This window comes from Jilunia laotingensis (assembly GCF_014385165.1).
Classification (GTDB): domain Bacteria; phylum Bacteroidota; class Bacteroidia; order Bacteroidales; family Bacteroidaceae; genus Bacteroides; species Bacteroides laotingensis.
Genome location: NZ_JACRTF010000001.1, coordinates 907,429 through 925,006, shown reverse-complemented (window position 1 = coordinate 925,006; position 17,578 = coordinate 907,429). Strand labels below are relative to the sequence as shown.

The window sequence follows — 17,578 nt, the reverse complement described above, 5'->3', positions numbered from 1 at the left end:
TACTTGATCTATATACTTTACAAATATGAAAAAACATACTTTGGTAATTATGTCACTGATCCTATTTTTGCTTTTAGGAATCAGCACTTTGGTTCGTGCCGATGGACTGCCGACCTTTGACTGGAATAAAATGAGTTCACCATCCGTAGTAAGTGGAATAAGTGCTTTGCCTGTGGTATACCAGGAAATACCAGATCCGAGCCGTACTTTGGACACTTCTATGAAGGTAGGCAGGATAGAAGGGACGGTTGATGTGTCGTCCACGGGTGCAGCTACCTATCAAATCCCTATCAAAGTCTTGGATGGAACCAATAAGATGCAACCCCAGATAACAGTCGGTTATAATAGCCAATCAGGTAATGGTATCATGGGGTATGGCTGGAATGTATCTGCCATTTCTTTTATAACCCGAACCGGGAAAAATTTCTATTTTGACGGCACTTCAGAAGCTGTCCAGTTGGGGCTGTCCGATAACCTGCTGCTAGACGGAAAAAGACTGATACGTATCATTGGTTCTTATCTTTCCATTGGTTCCGTCTATGCCCCCGAAGTTGAAGATTATAGTTTGGTCGATTATGTAACTATCAACGGAAGGGATGCGTTTAGGGTGAGAACCAAGGACGGAATGGTATATGAGTATGGCACAAACAGCGATTCTTATATTAAAGCTCAAAACAGTAATTATGCCCTATATTGGTTGCTTTCCAAAGTGTCCGATCGGCATGGAAATTATATGCTATATCATTATGATACGAACCTTTCCTCTGGTGAATTTCGCATTTCTAGCATAGAATATACCGGCAATACAAATGTTGCTCCTTATAATCGTGTGGATTTTGTTTATAATACACGTGATGATGCCATTGAATCTTATGTGGCGGGCAATATGGTTTCTCAAAGAGTGTTGCTGACTGGTATCAAAAGTAGTTCTCACGGAAAAGTACTAAAAGAATATAAGTTTAAGTATATCTATGATCATTATTATTCAAAATTGAGTGAAATAGAAGAATATGGATTGAATGGATCTAGGTATAATTCTACAATCATCAATTGGGGCGATATCGATGGCGAATATTCAAGGTATGCAAATGAATATTTGGCCACGTTGAGTTCGACCTATCACGGTGCTTATCCTGATTTCCTTGACTTTAACGGTGATGGGATGACCGATATGATGGTTTATCCTAATAAAAAGCCAGGTGAATATAACTCATCGGATGAGGCCGTCCTATATCTGGCTTATTCTTCCTATGGAAATACAGCTTTCGCTAAGAAATTCATATTCACGCTAAATGAAAATTTTGTCAGATTCGCTTATGCCGATTTAAATGGTGACGGCAAACTCGACTTGATCTACATAAACAAGTTGGACAGGTTTGATTATGACTTCCATTACCTGTTGTCCGACGGAGAAGGGTATTCTACAGGACTGAGTGCTTCCTTTAGCAATGAAGATCCAAGGATATTGGTCGGTGACTTCAATGGCGATGGGAAAATGGAAGTACTGACTAGGGATGGAAAATTGTACAATGAGGAAAGAACGGTTATAGCTAGCGGAGGTATTGATGATTGGGGGGATGATTATGTTTATTGTTATCCCAATAGTACTTATATCGTTGATTTTGATGGAGATGGAAAATCGGATATACTTGCAATGAATGGTAATTCCTCATGGGTATATACGTTGAGAGGTAATACCTTTGTCAAACTTCCAACTTTTACCGGATCAACCCTTAAGAATTGGGCTTTCAACTATTTTGGAGATTTTAATGGTGACGGTAAGACGGATGTGTTATGCAAAGAAGCTTACAACCCTGCTAATGTTGCTCTATATTTATCAACAGGTACTTCTTTTGTGAAAAAACAAATTACCGGACATGATATAAGTTCGAAAGTCTATGTGGGGGATTGTAATAAGGATGGGAAAAGTGAAATTGTTCATTGCGGAATTACGACAGATGGTAAACTTAGAATTAAAGTAGGCACTTTTAACGGGACTAACTTTGATACGGAATACTATACATCCCGATATATGGATCCTGCTGTTATAAAAGATAATCCTGAAAATATAGCTCAATCAAACATTGCTGTTGGTGACTTTGATGGCGATGGTCGTGCGGAACTTATATTAGGAGGGTATACCGATACAAATGTCATTTTTGAATTCAATGATAAGATGAATCTGTTAGTGAAGGAAATTATAGACGGATATAACAAACGTGTACAATTTCAATATGCGCCACTTACCCAATCGGGAATTTATACCGACACTGGAGGTACCGAGGAGTTTTCTGTAATGAATCCGAAATTTCCTCTATATGTGGTGAGCTATAAGCGTATCAATGCCGGATCTTCTTATCAGGCTTCTTCCTATTATTATGAGAATGTGTGCGTGCATTGCCAAGGGAAGGGATTGCTCTGTTTTAAGAATATAGAAGAAATAGACAGGCAGAAACAGACAAAGATAATATATTCATATTCCTATAATACTGATGCATATTTACCTCTTTTATGGAAAAAAGAGGTAAAGACGACTGACGGCTCTTTATTATATGAGCAGGCGAGCTATTTTAGTATATTGTCCAAAGGAAGTAAGAGGTATGAGTCTTTATTAATGAAAAGGACTGAGACGGATAAATTAAAAGGAACAACCATTTCAGAACGTTTTGAAGGTTATTATGTGGGAATCCCACGTGGGGTAACCACTACTACTAATAATTATTCCGAAAAAAGAAAAACAACAGTTTTTAATGTGGAAACGGCTACCCAAAGGTTACTGGGTTTACCTTTAGAAGTAACAATACTAAAAAGAAAAGTGGGCAAAGAGCCTTGGCCTGAGTTGACGTTATACAATTATGATGCTTTATATAATTTGCAAAGTAAAGAGACCTGCATAAGTAGTCGTGACAACAGAATTTCTCAGGACTCATATACATATGACTCATTTGGCAATATCCTGACTGCATCTGTTCGTCCATATGGTTCAGATAATCAATTGAAGACAAGTTATAAATATTCGGCCAATGGGTTGAATCTGATAGAGAAAACTGATCCCATGGGTTTTAAAACCAGTTATTTTTATGACGAGCGTGGATTATTGACTCAGAGGAAGGACTTTAGAGGCAATGCCACGACTTTCAGTTACGATGATATGGGAGAACTGGTTCAAACTAGCTATCCGGAGGGGGTAATTGAAAAGAGAAATGTATCATGGGAAACGTCCGTGCCGGAAGCTTTATACTCCGTGAGGATCAATTCTTCCAAAGAGCCAGAATCGGTTGCCTATTATAACCTTATGGGGCAAGAAGTCAAAACAGGAATAAGACAGTATAATGGGAGAATGCTTTATGTAGACAATACTTATGATACGAATTGTTTGTTACAAAAGAAATCCCTCCCTTATACGGGTAGCTCCGCCTCCTTGTGGGATACATATACTTATGACCAATTCGACCGTCTTACAAAAATAAAATATGCTTCGGGCAGGGAGGACACCTATAGCTATTCCGGCACTTCGATTACGGAAAATAAAAATGGTATACAAACAGTACGTACCACAGATTCTCGGGGAAAACTGATAAAGGTCACAGATGCATCAGGTACAGTTTGTTATAGTTATTTGTCTAATGGATCACCTGATTCAATCTCTGTCAATGACGCGATATATACAACTTTTGATTATGATGAATATGGACGACAAATTAAATTGATTGATCCCAATACAGGAACTAAAACAATGACATATGACCATTGCGGTAATGTTGCTTCTGAGACAAATGGCAATGGAAATGTCGTGGAATATAGGTATGATAATTATAATCGGAAGATAAAGCAGGAGTATGTAGGAGAATTAACCACTGATTATAGTTATAATGAGGATGATGGTTTACTAGCTAGCGAAATAAGTAGTAATGGGACATCTAAGACTTACACTTATGATGAATATGGGAATTTATTATCCGAATATGAAAGGTCTGGGGTCAACGGTTTCAATTTAGGCAAAAATTATGTTTATGATAAAGGCCTAGTATCTAGGATTTATTACACTTATGAACCACAGCCTTTTGCAACTATGGCCATAGGTAATGAGAAATATGAATATTTGAATGGGCATTTGGTAAAGATATATTGGAATGATAAAGAAGTATGGGAGATATCGGGAATAAATGATCAAGGGCTAATAACTGACTGTACAACCGGTGCTTTGAGCCGAACCTATGCGTATGATTCCTATGGCTCTTTATTACGAAGAACGGTAAAGAATTTAAATACTGGTGTAATGATGCAGGCGTTTGGTTATCATTTTTCTCCCACGAGTGGTAATTTGATGTGGAGAAAAGATGAGAAACGTAACCTTCAAGAGAACTTTGAATATGATATGCTTAACCGTTTGACATCTTTTGGAGGGGCGACTGCGAAATATAGTATGGAGGGAAATATTGAATATCTGAGTACGGTAGGTTCTATGAAGTATGATAGAGAAAAACCATATGCTATAGAATCATTAACGCTCTCCCCTAGTAGCCTTCAAAATACAGATAAACAAGAGGTTATATATAATAAAATGAATCTTCCTAGTAAGATTTCCCAAGGTGGTAACAATGCAACTTTTACTTATTATGGCAATGGGGAAAGGGCTAAAATGAGAATTACCCGACCGGATCCGTGGACTAAAATTGTGGGAGGCTTATATTATGATCATTATTATTTTGGAAATAAGTGTGAAGTAATTTATGATGAATATACACAAAGTTGTAAACGTATTTTATATGTTGGAGGGGATGCTTATAATGCTTCTGCAGTTTATGTTCAAAATGGTGCATCCGAATGGAAACTTTATTATATTTGTAGAGATTATTTAGGAAGCATTACGCTCGTAACAGATGCTTCGGGAAACAGTATCCAGGAGTTGAGTTATGATGCATGGGGAAATCTTCGAAGTCCGGTTAATCATATAGTGTATGCATCTGGAAAAGCTCCAGAACTATTTTTAGGACGTGGTTATACAGGCCACGAACATTTACCGCTCTTTGGCTTGATTAATATGAACGCCCGGTTATACGATCCGCTTATAGGACGTTTTCTATCTCCGGATCCTTACGTGCAATTGCCAGACAACCTTCAAAGCTTTAACCGCTATACATATGGGATGAACAATCCTTTGTGTTATGTGGATCAGAACGGTGAATTTTGGTGGTTTGTAGCAGCAGCTGCTATTGGAGGTTTTGCTAATCTTGTATGTAATTGGGATAATATAGATAATTTAGGGCAAGGTCTGGCGTATTTTGGAGTTGGTGCTTTCGCAGGGGTTGCTGGTCTTGCTGCCGGGGGAGCAGCCGCTGCCGCTTTAGGACCAATAGCGGGTTTTGCCGGTGGTTCGGTAGTGGGAATGGCCTCCGGTGCCGTTTCGGGATTCGTACTAGGGGGTGGTAATGCCCTTGTGGGTGGTGCGAGTTTTGGTGAAGCTTTCGAGAAGGGGATGGTCGGCTTTTTTTCAGGCGGACTGACCGGTGGTATAACTGGTGGCTTGACAAGCGGCTTCACATCCTATATGCAAGGTAAGAATTTCTGGAACGGTGATAATATAGCCTTGGGACGCAATGCATTTTCGCTGAAGAATACACCGCTTGAGGAGCTGGAGCGGCATAATCCAAATGCTTTTTTACCTGATGAAATTCCGGATATTGCTGCTTTAGACTCGCCAATGTCTTCTACTGAATCACTAATTAATCAAAGAATGACACCCTATCAAAAGGGAGAGTTAGGAGTACAAGCAGCTATAGAAGATTTTAAGTCTGAAGGTGGGATAATTTATTCGAAGGAAGTTTCAGTTGAATTAAATGGAGTGCGTAATCGATTTGATTTTGTTGGTGAAAAAAATAATATGTTATATTTATACGAAATAAAGAATGGAGCAGCTGCTGGTTTTACTAAAAATCAAAAAATAAATCTGCCTCAGTTCTTAATGAATAAACCTACATTTATCCCTGTAGGGGGAAATGCTATGCAAGTTCCTAATTTTCAAAATATAGTACCATTAAGACAGCCTTACACAGGTAATTATATAGTTGTTATTAAACATGTTTTTTGATGATGGATTTAGAAAAGAAAATTAAATGTTTTTTGAAGGAAAGTTTATTTCATCACGGATTCAAGAAAAAATATAAAACTTGCTTCCAGCGTTCCTTTGTTGATGCAATTCAAATGCTAACATTTGGGCATTCAACTCATAATGAAGTAAGCGTCCGTTATTTAACATATACAGTTAGTTTAACATATCCCACAATAGATAAGATTGCTACACAGTTGCATGAAATCATGGGTAATATTGGAGTAAATGTAGGCTATTTAATGCCTGAAAAGAGTTTTAAAGAATGGCGTCTTGTCCTTGACTGTCCTGATGAATGTCTTCACCAAATTTTAAATAATATTATGTTTACAGTAGAACAGTATGCTATACCTTTTTTAGATAAATATTCTAACATAGAAGAGTTGATTGTTGGACTAGAAAATGGAGAACTTCGTTGTACTGACGATATTAAGGACAGGTATTTACCTATTTTGTATTATTTGTTAGGTAATAATCATAATGCTCTGTTGCTTGTCGATGAAGCTATTAAAAGACGCTCAGCTGAATTCTTAATAGATGAATATAAAATAATACAAGAAATTCATAATGCAAATAAAATGCAAATACCTCAAAATAAAGCCTTAGATTCATATATTCCATTTGCTGAAGAATTTAAGTGTATGTTAAAGAGTGAGAATGTTTATTAGGCATATGGTTATACAGTATTAAATATTTAATGTTAAGATCTTTGTATGTTTAAATGTACATCATTAATGTTCTTGTTAATGTTAGTTATTGAAGGAATTAAATTAAGTAGACTCGTATTCATTTCGAGAGTTTTTAATCCCCCTTTTATTTCTAATTTTATTGTAGGAAAGTAATTTGTAGGAAATTTTATAATTTTTTATATGAATCCACTTTAAAAAGTTTTTCTTTAATTGGTTAATAGTAATTTAAATTCTCATAATCGCTCTTTGACATTATGTAATTTGAAGTATAATTTGTGTCTTTCAGATACTAAAACAAGATAAAATGAATGTGCAAGAAAAGTCCAAATACCAAGCAATACGATCTTTTTAACTCTCTTTCGAATATGATGTGTGATCGTGAAAGCCTTTTGTACGATGATGACAACACATGGCACAGCAAATTTTGCATGGAAGCGGCTTTCTGTGTCGATGAAGAGATTTTCAAAGTTCTCTTTACAGAAGGTCGAGAAGACAAGAAAGATGGTTGTCCCAATGTGGCACTTCGCATATTTTTTTAATTGTAAAGAGTATGAGAGAATTAAAAAACGAATTAGAGAACTTTTGTATCAGAAATTGTCTTCATACGGATTGAAGAAGAAACAGTAGCGACTTCTTATCTACATAGCAGCCGATGGTAATGTCACTCAAACGATGGCGTTGACCTTTTCTTAATAGAGAGAAACAAGTACTGTATGTTAGTATTTTCATTGATGTCATTTATAAGAATATAAATGACATCACTATAAAATTGGGGGAGCCTGATCGTACTAAATATTACTTCTCGACAACGAATAATCATACCGGTGAGCTTATGCCTGAAAAAAGTTATCATGAATGGTGTTTCTCACAGGAAGATGATGATTTGTTGAACGCACTCCATCATGACTTTAATGATGGACGAACCATTCCGATCATATATTATTTGCGAAATGATAAAAAACGTGCATTAGAACATATTGAAAAACGTATAAAAAGACTCTCCCGAGAGTTTGAAGAAGATTATGAGACTTCTCCTAAAATGGGAGGCGGAGATAGGACTTTTGTAGTTGAGGATAAGGCTTTGAAGTATTATATGGAATTTGTGGAGAAGTTCAAAACTTTACTAAATGATAAGGGATAGAGTAATTGTTTGGTTTTATCTGCTGTTTATGAAACATGTTTGAGTGATTTGATAGCTCTAAAAAATCAGATATATCAGTGTATGTCTACAACAAATCCATAATGTAAAGTATGTCGTTCCGAAAATGCAGAATCCTCATGTTTTATAAAATTTATGGATTTCAAAAGTAGTGTAAGTTCAGGCTGTCTCCAATTCAAGTTGCAAATATCCGGCTTTATCTTTAAGATCTTGTTCGAAAGCTATGTTGGTCGAGAAGAATTAATTCGGTTTGGGAAAGATTTAGAACAAATGATACGGGGAAAATTGAAAAAGTATGTTATCGCCCTATTAGGAGAATTTTGGTTCATTGAATTTTTAGTACAAGAAGGGGAGCTGGTTGAATTAAGGGAAAGAGTAAGTGATGTGTAATTTTCTCAAAATAGTTTGGATTTTTATAATGTTATAACTGCTGATGACTTGAAAATAATAAGAAATTAGATTGATGGTGCTTCTTTAGGATTGTTGATACTTTAAATTTTCGGAAACTATACGAGTCTGTCTACTGTTTAGGTTGGTTTATAATAGGTTATTGTCTCATTTGGTAGAAGCAATTAATATTTAACAGATACAAAATATCTACATTGGAAATGATATGTTGGAATATATACTTTAAATAATTAAAGTATATTAGGTACTTTATCTTATTTGTGCTAATTTTGTACAATTCCAATAAATCTGATAAGTATGCTAAAACAAATTCTATCTATGTTTCTTATGGCGGCCCTTGTCGGGGCTTGTACTCCGAAACGTCCTGTGGCTTCCTCTCCATTCATACGGGTGGAAAACGGACAGTTCTTGCGTGGTGATACACCTTATTATTATATAGGTGCTAATTTTTGGTATGGTTCCGTTCTGGCTTCTGAAGGCGAAGGGGGCGACCGGGATCGGTTGCACCGTGAATTGGATTATCTCAAAAGTATAGGTGTGGACAATCTTCGAATATTGGTCGGAGCGGATGGTGGGTGTGGAGTGAAATGCAAAGTGGAACCTACCCTGCAAATAGCTCCGGGAGTATATAATGACACTATTTTGGCAGGTTTGGATTATCTGCTGGCAGAGATGGGCAAGCGGCAGATGGTAGCCGTCCTCTACCTTAACAACTCCTGGGAATGGAGTGGCGGATACGGACAGTATCTCGAATGGACAGGTCATGGCAAGGCTGCCATACCGGCAGTGGACGGATATCAGGCTTATGTGGAATATGTGAGACAATTTCAACAATCGGATAGCGCGAGGACGTTGTTTGCAAATTATGTAAATGATATGATAACTCGTGTCAATAGGTATACTAATATAAAGTATGTAGATGACCCGGCGATAATGTCGTGGCAGATATGCAATGAGCCTCGCGCTTTTTCCGATGAAAATAAGGCCGCATTTGCAACATGGATTGCGCAAGTCGCAGCTCAAATCAAATCACTGGACAAGAATCATCTGGTGTCCACCGGTAGTGAGGGAAAGTGGGGATGTGAAGGCGATCTCTCCTTGTTTGAACAGATACATGCCGATCCGAATATAGACTATATAAACATTCATATATGGCCTTACAACTGGGGATGGGTATCAAAGGACAGTTTGCAGGAGAAGATGGGAAATGCCAAGGAAGAGACAAAGGCTTATCTGGAAGAACATCTGCCTGTGGCGCGTAAGTACAAGAAGCCGATAGTAATAGAGGAATTCGGCTATCCGCGTGATGAATTCCGGTTCACTAAAGAGAGTAGTACGGATGCACGGGATGCATATTATTCTTATGTGTTTGATCTTGTTTCTGATAAAGTTGCTTCCGATGGTCTTATCGGTGGGTGTAACTTTTGGGCATGGGGAGGTTATGCAATTCCTTCTTCAGAGCATGAATATTGGCAAAGGGGGGATGATTATACCGGTGATCCGGCTCAGGAACCGCAGGGATTATATTCTGTATTTGTAACGGACAATACGGTAGATATCATAAAATCGGCCTGCAAATGTTTGAAACAGAATGGTCTGTAACCTGATAAAGAGAGGAAAGTACCGATGGCACTTTCCTCTCTTCTTTTTTAACTTTTAAGTTGAAATTAATAAACTGTATTCTGAGGATCGAAATTTGTCCATCCATCCATCCAATTGTCGGTTTCACCACTGAAAGCACCTACATAAGTCACTTTGTCTATATATGAACTGTTCAGCCCGGAGAAGTCTGCCGCATTCAATAAAGGACTGTCCATTGCAGGGCAATATCCCTGTCCGGCATTCTTTGGATCGGTTAACTTCAAATCATCTTCTGTAAGATTCCATTTGCAACCACTACACATTGTTTTGAAAAAAGTTGTAGAGAATGACGGCTTGGACGGATCATAAGTAATGGTATTCTTACCGTCTGCTATACTCCATGTGCCGAGTTCGTCCTCATATTTCTTGTTGAAATCGGTTCCTGTGACGCCCATTCCGGCAAAGAATACATTTTGCAACTTGATATTTCCGCTCTTGGCAGACTCTATTGAATTACCTTTTTCACCATCGATGATGAGTCCCACAGGCCATCCTAATGCAATGGAATTATAACAGTTCAACTGGCTGCTGCGGCGTATATGCATGGCGGCCTGGAATTTGCCGAGAGCCGCTTTGTTATTGGGTTTCATGTCACCGGCAGTGATGTATTCTGTTGTATTTTGGAATCCGGCTGCCAGATTCTTTTTTGTCATCGGGCCAATGAAGGTGACGTTGCTGAATTTGCAGGTGGTATAGGGTTCGATGATGCTGCCGTCAGCATTATTGTCCGATTCGAATCCGTTTGACTGTGAAGTATCAGCGATACGCGGATCGCGGATAGAAAGGCAATACTGTACATGTCCGCTGAATCCGTTGTCTGTGTCGAATTCATCGTCCCAGCCTTTGTAGGCAACCAGATATTTGCAATTTACCGAACCTCCGAACCACTCGTAAGAATCGTCGTTGGAGTAGGATACTTGTAAGTGGTCTACGGTCGTGCCGCTACCTACAGAACCGAATGTGATACCGTTGATTTCCTTGTCTGTTTGGAAAGGGTATCCGGCAAATTCGACACGGATATAACGGAGTACACCGGAGTTGTCGTTCTCGACATTACCACCGTGTTTTGTTTTCGGACCTCCTTCGATTTGTTGGCCTCCGGCAATATTATTTAATCCTTTTCCGCAAACGATCAGACCTCCCCAGTCACCCGGACGGCGGTTCCCTACAGGCTGGGCGGAAGTGAATACGATAGGTTCGCTGGCAGTGCCTTCGGCATAAATCTTAGCCCCCGGTTCTATAATTAAAGATCCCATGGTTGCTTTGTCACCCTTGATGACCGTCCCCGGTTCAATGGTCAGTTCGGCACCCGGACGTACGTATACCCAACCTCTTAGCAAATAAGTTCCTTTTTTAAGAGTTTGTTTGCCGGTAAAGCAGAAATGCTGGTCTCCGTTACCTAGCGCTGTACCGTCATTGAACAAAATACCTTCGCTGGTGGCAAGACCTTGATAGTCTGCATCACCGCCTGTTGGATAGGTCACTTCAGGATCATTGCCGTTGCTGCCTTTGTTGTCATCATCGTTACAGGCAGTCATTGCAGTCATTGCCGCAGCCATCAGGAACAGGCTGCTCCATTTCATTGCTTTCGTTTTCAATTGTTTCATAATCATTTTTGTTTTTAATAGAGTGGCGAAACCTCTCTGTTTAACTATTTTAGTTTGATGTCTTAAGTTTTTAATGGCACATGTTTTAAAGGATTGACCGAAGTAAGTGATCAGAATGAGTAGGCTACTGTCAGGTTAAAATTGCGTCCGGGCTTATAGCTTCGTGTCAATTCCTCATACTCTATCTTTTCACCTGCTTTCAGTATGCTTCCGAATTGTTTGAACTCAACCCGTTGCGCCAACAGGTCACGCACGCCTGCTTTGATTTCCAATGCTCCGAATCTTTTGCTGATGGACAAATCGATGGCATCCCGTGGCATTTCGTAGGAATTGGGAATATTGGTCGTTTGTTCGCCACTTGTTCCCACTGTGCGTCCGACTCCGATGATACGCTTTCCGATCCGGTTGTATAAGACTGCTATATTCATGTTCCAGTTCGGATGCTGATAAAAGAGACCGGTATTAATTAGGTATGGAGATTGGCCTTGCATGGCGCGGTCTTCTTCTTTGCTCCCTTTTTCAAATTTGACTTTGCTCTTGATGAAGGCACCGTTGAACGACCAACTCAGGTTGGGTAGTCCGATAAATCCTAAATCTTTGCGGAAGTCGAGTTCGATGCCGTAGTTGTTGGCTGCTTTAGCATTTTTGTTGGAGTAAGTCAAATCAGTCCCTCCGTTCACAGTGTACGTCCATTCGATGGGAGAATCGAAATTTTTATAAAACAGAGCTATTGAGAACATTTCTCCGCTTGTAGGATACCATTCGTAGCGAAGGTCGATGTTGTGGATATAGGCTGGTTTTAGTGCCGGATTACCTTCCACATTGGAAGCCAAGTCGAAATCGTAATATACGGCTGTGGAGAGTTCACGGAATTCAGGCCGGTTTACTGACTTGCCGTACGAAAAGCGAAGTTGTTGCTTTTCTGTCAGTTTGAAAAGGACGTTGGCGGATGGAAACAATTTATTATAGGTATAGAACATACTGCGTGGGCTTTCCACGTCGTTGCGGGTATTGCCTATTAGTTCCATTCTGGTGTATTCATAACGTACTCCGGCGTATATGTTTAAACGTTCGCCAAGGGGAAGGTTAGCGCCTACATATCCGGCTGCCATCCAGTTATGACCTTTATAGTCGTTTGTCTTGCGTACATCTTCATAAAGGAAGAGCTTTTCCAATCCGTAATTGTTATCTTTCAGCAGTTCGTTAGCAATATCGAAATGTTTGAATCCTTCAGGCATCTCTTTCCCCCAACCGTAACCAAATTGGCGGGTGTTGTACGAACGTGTACGATATTCTCCGTATGCTCCGGTTTTCAAGGTAGGCGTGAAATTGCCGAATTGAAAATCGTGTTGGTAATTGAGGTTGATTGAACCGATATGTTCATCAAGACGAGTGAATTCGCGACTGATGTCATTTCCTGTTGCCAAAGCGATGACATTGCTTTCTTCAACATCGCTCAAGAGGATACGCCGACGGTCGGGCAGGTTGCGGTTAGCATAGGAATAACCTGCACTCCAGTCCAACTTACCGGTGTCGAAACTGTATTTGCCGGTGAACTGCCCGTTGTAGGTGCTTCTGCTTGAATAGTAGTATTCCATACTCTTCTCATTGTTACTCTGAGCATCGAAACCATAACGGCTGGTATAACGGTTCTTGCCAATCTGATTGAAGACGTTTTTGAATTCATAATGATGTCGGCTGTTACGTGGTTGGAACATTAGGTTGAGCAATGCGCCCAGGCGTACATCGTTATTGTACTGGTTGTCTGTGCTTTTACGCAGATATACTGAGTGGTCATGTACGGTGTCATATGATCCGAACAATGAATTCTCCATGTTAAGATAACTTTTATAGGTGTTGCTATAGTTGGCGGATGCCAGTACACCGAACTGCCTTCCGCTTTCCGATTCCCAACGGTGGGCATAATTGAGGTTAAGCTTCAGGTCGCCTATAGGCTTTCTGGTATGGATAGTCCAATCATTGTTAAGCCCGTTGCTTAACAAATCGACCCGTTCGGGGTCAGCGGTGAAAGTATTGACTTTACCCGTCATACCTGCATTGAGTGAGCGCAGTCCGTTGTCGAAACCTAGAAAATCGGTAGCACTACCTTTGTTATAGAGAAAATCTTTAAAATGGGTCTGGTCATTGAAGCTGGTTCCTACCGAAATATTAAAAGAATTCTCGTTTGGCATATCTTTCGTGTTGATCAGGATGAATCCTCCTGTGAAATCTGCTGGGTATTCCGGTGCCGGGCTTTTGACGATTATCATATTATCCAGTTGTGAGCTGGGCAGGATGTCAAATGAGAAAGCACGTGCGTCAGCCTCCGAGCTGGGAACGGCACTCCCGTTAATCCATACATTATTATATCTTTGCGATAATCCGCGTACCATCACGAATTTCTCGTCTATGATGCTTACTCCGGGTATACGTTTGATGACTTCCGAAGCGTCTTTATCCTGAGTCTTGCTGATTTGTTGGGCGGAAACTCCACTTTGTACCACAAGACTGCGCCGTTGGTCGGTCATCATGGCTATGTCCGTGTTCTTTTTCAACCGAGCTACTACTGTGACATCGCTTAAAACTTGCGTGTCGGCATCCATTTCGAAATTGAATGTCAGGGTTTCGTTACCGACCTTTACATTTTCCAGTACAATCTCTTTATATCCTATGAATTTGACTTCAAGTGTGTAAGTACCGCTTTTTATATTCTCCAGTCGATAATTGCCGTCCATATCGGCTACCACTCCTATTGTGGTTCCGACTATTTGTACGGTAGCTCCGGTAAGTGGCTCATGAGTTGTGCGATCGGTAATTGTTCCGTGGATGTTAGCTGCCTTTGCAAAGAAAGGTGTTAAGACGAATAGTAGAAATAAAAGGAGAATTTTATCTCCGTGTAGTTGTTTCATAATCATTCTTACATATGTTCTTTTTGACGTTGCAAAATTGGCGTAATCAGATTACGTAGGCGATACAAGCCGGATACGTTTCTTTTTCGCTTTGATTACGTTTTGATGACTTTTTTTATATTGATTGTTTAAAAGTCAAACCCTGTAAAATAAATATTTCAAATGGCATAAACTCTCCGTTTTTATTCCTACATTTGCAACTACACATATAAACAGCATAACAATATGACCATTTCAGATATTCATAGTGATTATGAACGTCTATGCAAATTATCTTCCGTAGCGCAAATAGGTTGGTGGGAGGCTAATTTTAAAACGAACCAGTATTTATGTTCGGAGTTTCTCCGTAATTTGCTCGGATTAGATAAGAATGAAGTCGCTTTTGAGGAGGTTCATTCTCTTATTCGGGAAGATTACCGACATCGACTTATCCGTGAGTTTTTCTCTATTGTCCGTCTGAATAGATATGACCAAACCTTTCCGGTGGTTGTTAACAACAAGGAAATCTGGGTACATTCCCGGTTGGGATTTGTAGAGGACGGTCCGGATGCCGAAACTACAGCCTTCGGATATGTTCAGTGTGTAGCCGATCCTACGTTAAATCTAACTTCAGAGACACTGAACCGTATCAATGAACAGCTATCACGTCAAAATTCTATATCCCATTCATTGTCTCATTTTGTTCAGGATGCCAATCCATCTCCCGGTATAAATAATATTCTGAAAGATATTCTCCAGTTTTTTAAAGGTGGACGTGTCTATATTTTTGAGTATGATGAAGATCGTCACTACCAAAGTTGTACATTTGAAGTCGTGGCAAAAGGTGTAAGACCGGAGATCGATTCATTGCAGGATATTCCTGCTGCTACACTTCCTTGGTGGACTTCCCGGGTGTTAAGCGGACGTTCTGTCATACTCAGTTCTCTTGAAGAACTTCAGGGAAAAGCGACAGAAGCAGAATATGAAATACTTGGCAGGCAAGATATAAAGTCTTTGATGGTGATTCCCTTGATGACTGGTGATAAAGTATGGGGCTATATGGGGGTAGATCTGGTCGACAGATATTACCAATGGAATCATGAGGATTATCAATGGTTTGCTTCCTTGGCGAATATTGTGAGCATCTGTATGGAACTGCGGCGTGCAAAAGATGAGGCGGAACGTGAACGTACGTTTTTATCCAATCTTTTCCGTTATATGCCATTAGGATACATTCGTATGACAATTATTTGTGATAAGGCCGGCATTCCGGTTGATTATCTGATTGCTGATGCCAATAGCATAAGTAGTGAAATAATTGGAAAATCGCGTGAGGAGTATGTCGGAAAATTAGCAAGTCAACTCAATTTTGATTATAAAGAAAAGTTGGAGTATATACTTGATATGACAGATGATAATTGTCACAAAGAACTTGATGAGTATTTCCCAAAAACAGGAAAATCTTGTCGTTGTATAGTATATTCTCCTGAAAAGAATGAAGTGGTAGCTTTGTTTATGGATGCCACGGATACTATTCAGGCACATAAAGCATTGGATAGAAGCGAAAAGCTGTTCCGTAATATTTTTGCAAATATTCCAGTAGGAGTAGAGATCTACGACAAAGACGGATTCTTGATTGATATCAATAATAAAGATATGGAGATTTTTGGTGTCCGTACCAAAGAGGATGTCATTGGAGTAAATTTATTCTATAATCCGAATATTACTGATGATCTTAAAGTTCGGATTAAAGAAGAGGAGGAAGTTGATTTTCGTATGAATTATAAATTTCGGGCAACCGAAGGTTATTATGAGACGGGAAAAAGAGGATATATAGCTCTTTATACTAAAGTCAGCCAACTGTTTGATGGAGAGGGAATTTTCATGGGGTATCTTTTCCTTAACATCGATAACACCGAACGTATCGATGCTATCCAACGTATTCAGGATTTTGAGAACTTCTTTTTATTGATCTCTGATTATGCCAAGGTGGGATATGCTAAACTGAATCTTTTGGATAGGCAAGGTTATGCCATAAAGCAATGGTTCAAAAATATGGGGGAAAATGAAGATACTCCATTGGGCGAAATAGTAGGTGTATATAGAAAGTTGCATCCAGATGACCGGCAGTTGGTACTGGACTTTTATCGGAAAGTCATTGCCGGGGAACGTAAGCATTTCCGTGGAGAAGTGCGAGTCAGGAATGCATCAGGTGGGCAAGGAGAAGAATGGAACTGGATAAGAATGAATATTATGGTGTCCCATCATGATCCGGAGAATGCTGTAATTGAGCTGATAGGTATTAACTACGATATCACCGAACTGAAAGAGATCGAAGAAAAGTTGATAGAAGCCAAAGAGAAAGCTGAAGAGGCCGACAGATTGAAGAGTGCGTTTCTTGCTAATATGAGCCATGAGATACGTACTCCCTTGAATGCAATTGTCGGATTTTCCGGATTGCTTATGGAAACGGAAGATTTGGAAGAAAGGCAACAATATATGGATATTGTAGAGGAGAATAATGATCTGTTGCTGCAATTGATTTCAGACATTCTTGATTTGTCCAAGATAGAAGCAGGTACGTTCGAATTCACGCGGAGCGAAGTCAATGTGAATTTGCTGTGTGAGGATATTGTACGATCCATGCAGATGAAAGTATCTGAGAACGTGGAACTGGTGTTTGATCCGCATCCGGCCGAATGTTACATTGTAAGCGATCGCAATCGGCTGCATCAATTGATCTCCAACTTCGTTAACAATGCAACTAAATTTACTTCGGAAGGATATATCCGCGTTGGGTATAATTATGCGGATGAAAATCATTTGCGCTTTTATGTTTCTGATACCGGAATAGGAATCGAAGAAGAACATCGGGTACAGATATTCGATCGTTTTGTCAAACTGAATAGTTTTGTTCATGGAACAGGATTAGGTTTGTCAATTTGTCGAAGTATCATAGAACAACTGGGAGGAGAAATCGGTGTGGAGTCGGAAGTAGGTAAGGGATCTTGTTTTTGGTTCGTATTGCCAATCACATAGTTATTTTTATGTTTGGAATTTTTTCTATATCTTCGTTA

10 protein-coding genes are annotated in these 17,578 nt (G+C 39.5%); 7 read left to right on the top strand and 3 right to left on the bottom strand.

Translation table 11 applies throughout. The features are described from left to right. The first annotated feature begins 25 nt into the window (after positions 1–25). The 3 genes from H8744_RS03735 (at position 26) to H8744_RS03725 (ending at position 7,337) form a co-directional block, all read left to right on the top strand. Entirely contained in the window at positions 26–6,091 is a 6,066-nt protein-coding gene (locus tag H8744_RS03735; RefSeq protein ID WP_262433562.1) for an FG-GAP-like repeat-containing protein, read from the top strand. After that, positions 6,091–6,777, top strand: coding sequence for a hypothetical protein (locus tag H8744_RS03730; protein WP_262433561.1), 687 nt, complete (start codon positions 6,091–6,093; stop codon positions 6,775–6,777). The genes H8744_RS03735 and H8744_RS03730 overlap by 1 nt, the downstream gene beginning before the upstream one ends. Positions 6,778–7,106: 329 nt before the next feature. After that, the gene (locus tag H8744_RS03725; protein WP_262433560.1) at positions 7,107–7,337 is read left to right on the top strand and encodes a hypothetical protein; all 231 of its coding nucleotides are present in this window, start codon (positions 7,107–7,109) and stop codon (positions 7,335–7,337) included. A 61-nt stretch (positions 7,338–7,398) separates the two neighbouring features. Here H8744_RS03725 and H8744_RS03720 read toward each other — a convergent pair whose 3' ends face one another. Beyond that, entirely contained in the window at positions 7,399–7,527 is a 129-nt protein-coding gene (locus H8744_RS03720) for a hypothetical protein (RefSeq protein WP_262433559.1), read from the bottom strand. 103 nt (positions 7,528–7,630) lie between these two features. Here H8744_RS03720 and H8744_RS03715 point away from each other — a divergent pair, with 103 nt between their 5' ends. The 3 genes from H8744_RS03715 (at position 7,631) to H8744_RS03705 (ending at position 9,967) form a co-directional block, all read left to right on the top strand. Continuing rightward, positions 7,631–7,939 (top strand): hypothetical protein, encoded by a 309-nt coding sequence (locus H8744_RS03715; protein WP_262433558.1) that lies wholly within the window; start codon positions 7,631–7,633, stop codon positions 7,937–7,939. Between the two features lie 153 nt (positions 7,940–8,092). Continuing rightward, positions 8,093–8,347 (top strand): hypothetical protein, encoded by a 255-nt coding sequence (locus H8744_RS03710; RefSeq protein WP_262433557.1) that lies wholly within the window; start codon positions 8,093–8,095, stop codon positions 8,345–8,347. Positions 8,348–8,662: 315 nt separating this feature from the next. Next, positions 8,663–9,967, top strand: coding sequence for a glycoside hydrolase 5 family protein (locus H8744_RS03705; RefSeq protein WP_262433556.1), 1,305 nt, complete (start codon positions 8,663–8,665; stop codon positions 9,965–9,967). Between the two features lie 65 nt (positions 9,968–10,032). On the opposite strand, the gene H8744_RS03700 is transcribed toward H8744_RS03705, so the two are convergent. Beyond that, a complete protein-coding gene (locus tag H8744_RS03700; protein ID WP_262433555.1) occupies positions 10,033–11,613 on the bottom strand; it encodes a beta-helix domain-containing protein in 1,581 nt (526 codons plus the stop codon). Positions 11,614–11,723: 110 nt separating this feature from the next. Further along, complete coding sequence (locus H8744_RS03695; RefSeq protein ID WP_305067333.1) at positions 11,724–14,528, bottom strand: TonB-dependent receptor; 2,805 nt, start codon at positions 14,526–14,528, stop codon at positions 11,724–11,726. A 219-nt stretch (positions 14,529–14,747) separates the two neighbouring features. On the opposite strand from H8744_RS03695, the gene H8744_RS03690 reads away from it, so the two are divergent. After that, the gene (locus tag H8744_RS03690) at positions 14,748–17,540 is read left to right on the top strand and encodes a sensor histidine kinase (RefSeq protein ID WP_262433553.1); all 2,793 of its coding nucleotides are present in this window, start codon (positions 14,748–14,750) and stop codon (positions 17,538–17,540) included. The last annotated feature ends 38 nt before the right edge of the window (positions 17,541–17,578 follow it).